Genomic DNA, 4,736 nt, shown 5'->3' on the forward strand with positions numbered 1-4,736 from the left:
ATAATTTGCTATTAGTATCTTTTTAAAAATATTTACAATTATTTTAATAGGTTATGCAAGAAGTCTAATAAAATTACAACTTTTTTAATTGTAAAATTCAAGAAAATAATGATAATTTACAAATTTTACAAATGAGAATATTACGATTGAAATATTATTCACCCAAAAAAATTAGTTTTTTCTTAACAAAAAAATTAGATTTTCAAAAGTTCTGAATGTGGTTAGTGTTTGAAAAGAATCTTAAGATTACTTTAATTGCTGTTACAACCGTTCAAATTCTTTTGACTTTTTATATTTTTTATCTGGTATTTTTCAATGAAACATCAAAGAATGGATTGTTTATAATTATAATGGAACAAATTATTCATTAAACCCTAATAACATTATTTATATTTTGAGTATCCTTACTATTGTTTGCTTTATAATTGAGTTTTTGTTGGAAAGTGTTATTTGCTTAATAAATTGGATTAATAAAAATGATAGTGCAATTACAGTTAATTTTTTAAAACTTATAATGTTAATTACTAGTCTTGGGTTATTTAGTTATTTTTTTAGTAGTTTAAATTATTATGTTGAATATTTAAATTTAAAAAATAATAATTTAATTACAAATCCTAGGTTAATTGTTGAGCGATTATTATTTTGATTACAAAAAGATTATATTCTAGGTATGGGACTTTTCTTATTATTTACCTTATTTTTTAGTAGTTTTAGTTTAATCATGGATTACTATACTTTAATTCGAATTACTTTAGGTACAAAAATTGAAAAAGAAATTAGCCATGAATATCATTTTAAGCAATTATTTCAAAAAAAATGTACTAAATAGTTATTATTTACTATTTAATAATTTAAGAGTATAATTACTATATGGGGATGTTCCGGTTTCGACAGGAATGATCTACTAATATTGGCAGTAGTTTAGCAGACTATAATGCTACTAGGTTTGAAGAAACGCAAACAAAAAACAAAAAGAAGACAAAATTGAAATGCCAGTTTTTATGATGAACAATCAATTAGCAGGATCAATGTTAGCAGCTTAATTCCTCGCTGTTAGAGGATTGTAGCCGTAATAGTAGTTAATTGTAGATTATTAAATATTATCGTATCTCAAGTCTTAATCTAATAGAAATTCTAATTGATAATGTTAGAATTTTGAAAGTCTTATTATCTAGTTATTTAATTAGTTGTCTAATCCTATTATTAAATAATGAAAAAAGATGATTAGACTAAACTGTAGAAGATATTAGAATGTTATTTGTGGACGCGGGTTCAATTCCCGCCATCTCCACCATTTTTTATTTTTATTAAAAATAAGGTAGAAATTAAAAGAAACTTGTTTTGTCATAAATAAATTATTAGATTCAAGAAATTATTTATGAAAATTTTAGTTTCTTTTTTAAGTTCAAAAATATTTTTAAAAGGAATGATATAATAAAAAAAGTACAAGGCTTGTTAAAAGAGGTGGAAGTAAGTGAGTAATATTTTAAATATTATTTTTGTATATTTATTATTTATAATTATTTTTTCTATCATTTATATTTTTATATGAGGTTTAGTGCGTAATTCTTTTGCTCGTTTTTCAATTTATTATCAAGTTGTTATTGGTGGTGTTTTTGCAATTTTGGTTATTATTGCCCAAGGATTAATCCCATTTTTTGTGCCACCAAAAACTGGCGAAACCAATACAATGATTGCTATTAATATTTTTCTGCCAATAATAGTTTGTTGAATGATAGGTGTTTTTATTTCTTGCTTTGCCACAATTTTATATACGATTATTATTTTTACTTTTCTTTTTGCAATTTTACCATTTTTAAATAATAATTATTTTTTACCTTTGACAGGTACTCCTAATATTATTATGATTTCAGTACTTTATGTTTTAACCTTTCTAATTGTTTTTGTGAGTTGGTATTTTAAATGAACAAAATGAACTAGATGGTCTTTATTGACATTAACAGAATTCATTACGGCTTCAATTATTGTTTTAGCACAATCAAAAAGAATGGCTATGTCAGAAAACTTTGTAAGTGAATTATATGTTTTAGTGTGAATTGCAATGACTTATTTTGCTTATAGTATTTGTGGTATTATTGAATTAATTTATGTTCATGCAATAAAATTACAAAATATTATTGAATATGACCGCAATAGTTATGTTCGTGAGGCTTTAGCACATGATGCTATTTATAATTTAATTCATAAGAATAAGATTCGTCGTGGAATTTATTTTACTTTTATGATTAATAATATTGAAAAACTAGACAAATTTCTAAATAGTAATGTTAAAAATAAAATTATTGATCCTATTTCTCATCAAGTTTTTACACTATGAAAAGAACAAAATGTTTTATTTTTTAAAGCAAGTTTAAATCATTTTGGAATTTTTCTTCCCCTTGATCAAATTGAAAAAGCTGATATTAGTAGTATCTTATTACATAATAAAAGTAAGTTATGACCAGAAACTGATTTGTTAAAACAATTTGAAATTTTATTGTGACAAGTTAATACGACTTTTATTTTAAAAAATTATAAAATAATTGTTAAATTACAAGGATATGCTTCATTATATGGATTACAATCAAATAATTTAAATAAGTTAAAAGAATATAATATTGCAACAGCAGATAATCGGTTAAATCTTGAATATTCAAATCAAATTATTTTTATTGATCCTGAAAATATTAAAGAATTGTCAAACCAAAAACGTAGTATTTTAGCTTTAAATGAACATATTCAGTTAGAAAAAATTGTTAGTTTATATTCTCCAATTATAAATGTAAATGATGGCCTTACATTAGCATATCATTATAGTAGTAATTTAGTTGATGGGGTTGATAGTGATTTAATATTTGGAAAAGATAGTAATACTTTTGGGGGAATTGTACATGAAACAATGCTAGTTCGTTTTAATGCGGCATTAAATATTAAAAATTTTCATAAATTAGATTATTATTTAGAACAAAAATTATTCATTACTTATCCAGCTAGTTTTATTAGTAGTGATCAGTTTAATTTAAAAAAATTTGCAACAAAATTAATTGAATTAAAAGTAAAACCTGGTAATTTAATTTTAACTTTTGATTTAATGGAAACTGGCTTTGATCCTGAAAAGTTTAAAAAAAATTTAAATACAATTAAAAATATTGGTATTGAAGTTGCTGTTAAAAATTTTGGAGCAATTGATACGGAATTAAATAGTTTGTACTATTATGAACCTAATTATGCTGTTTTTTCTCCAACAATTATTCGTGAAATGTTTATTCATTTGCATTATCAAAATTTAATTAAAGAATATATTATTTTAGCAGAAAAACTTGATATTATTTTAATTGCACCACAAGTTAATAGTTATTTAGGATATAGTAAATTAAAAGAACTAAAAATTAATTATATGTTTGGTTCATTATTTGGAACTTATGATGAACCACAAAATGAAATTGGTAATGAGATAAAAATAGCTTTATTAAAAAACAGTCGGAAAGGATTTAAAGATGAGACTAAGAAATAAACCTTGAGCAACAGAATATATTATGGAGAATCCTATCTTTGCAATTCAAAATCCAGAATATTATAAGGGACAATGGGGAAAAATGATTTTTAAAAATAATAATCCCTTAAATATTGAAATTGGTTCTGGGAAAGGGGATTTTATTATAGCATTAGCAAAAAAATATCCAAATCAAAATTTTTTAGCAATCGAACGTTATCCATCAGTTTTAGTTTTAGCTTTAAAAAAAATAATTGCTGAAAATTTATCTAATTTAAAAATAATTGTTTTTGGTGCTATTTTTTTACTAGAAATTTTTGCACCTAAAGAAATTAATAAAATATATTTAAATTTCTCTGATCCTTGACCAAAAGTACGACATGAAAAACGTCGGCTAACAAATAAAATATATTTAGATTTTTATCAAATTATTTTACAAGATAATGGTGAAATTCATTTTAAAACAGATAATGATCAATTATTTACTTATTCATTAGAATCGTTTAAAGAAAATAATTGAAAAATTGTTGATTATACAAGAAATTTATATCAGAGTCAGTATGCGGAAAATAATGTTCCAACTGAATATGAACGACGCTTTGTTAAACTTGGAAAAAATATTAATTATTTATATGCTCGGAAATAATTATATTAATTTTATTATTGCTGGCTCATAAAAGGAAAGTATGGATTTGTTCACTAGGTAACGAAAATTGATAGCTAATAGGTTCCTTAAAATTTTTATTAATTATTAAATTTTGATAATGATATGTTAAATATTCATCAACTAATTTAATTTTATTAATTGGGAATTTAATAATAATATCTTTTGTTTCAAAATAAGGAATTAATTCCGCTTTTTTTAGGTTTGTTTTAACACTATTAGCATAAGCGCGAATTAATCCGCCAGCTCCTAATTTAATTCCCCCAAAATAACGAATAACTAAACACACAACATTAGTTAAATTATGATGAAGTAAAATTTCTAAAATTGGTTTACCAGCAGTATTAGTTGGTTCGCCATCATCACTTTTTCGAATAATATTTTGATTTTTCCCAATAATGTAGGCGTAACAGTTATGAGCAGCGTTTGGCTGTTGATTTGTTTTAATAAATTGAAGTGCATCATGTTCGGAAGTAGCTTTTTGCAATAAACAAAGGAAGCGTGATTTTTTAATATTTATTTCATTAATAATTGATTTAGTTTCTTTTAGTTCTTGCAAGTTTTTCACCTTTCTTTTTA

General features: G+C 23.4%; 4 protein-coding genes and 1 other RNA gene. 4 read left to right on the forward strand and 1 reads right to left on the reverse strand.

Annotation, left to right across the window (positions count from 1 at the left end):
- The first annotated feature begins 514 nt into the window (after positions 1–514).
- The 4 genes from EHU54_RS04480 to trmB all read left to right on the forward strand — a co-directional run bounded on the left by EHU54_RS04480 (position 515) and on the right by trmB (position 4,139).
- On the forward strand, positions 515–829 hold the full coding sequence (locus tag EHU54_RS04480) for a hypothetical protein (protein ID WP_400249151.1): 315 nt from the start codon (positions 515–517) through the stop codon (positions 827–829).
- A 43-nt stretch (positions 830–872) separates the two neighbouring features.
- Positions 873–1,294: a transfer-messenger RNA gene (gene ssrA / locus EHU54_RS04485) on the forward strand.
- A 264-nt stretch (positions 1,295–1,558) separates the two neighbouring features.
- Positions 1,559–3,514, forward strand: coding sequence for an EAL domain-containing protein (locus EHU54_RS04490; RefSeq protein WP_400249152.1), 1,956 nt, complete (start codon positions 1,559–1,561; stop codon positions 3,512–3,514).
- Entirely contained in the window at positions 3,498–4,139 is a 642-nt protein-coding gene (gene trmB, locus EHU54_RS04495) for a tRNA (guanosine(46)-N7)-methyltransferase TrmB (RefSeq protein ID WP_400249154.1), read from the forward strand. Before EHU54_RS04490 ends, trmB begins: the two co-directional genes overlap by 17 nt.
- Here trmB and EHU54_RS04500 read toward each other — a convergent pair.
- On the reverse strand, positions 4,114–4,736 hold a 623-nt coding region (locus tag EHU54_RS04500; RefSeq protein ID WP_400249156.1), incomplete at its 5' end, for an IMPACT family protein. The genes trmB and EHU54_RS04500 overlap by 26 nt on opposite strands.

This window comes from Spiroplasma sp. ald, from assembly GCF_044714355.1.
Lineage (GTDB): Bacteria > Bacillota_I > Bacilli_A > Mycoplasmatales > Mycoplasmataceae > Spiroplasma > Spiroplasma phoeniceum.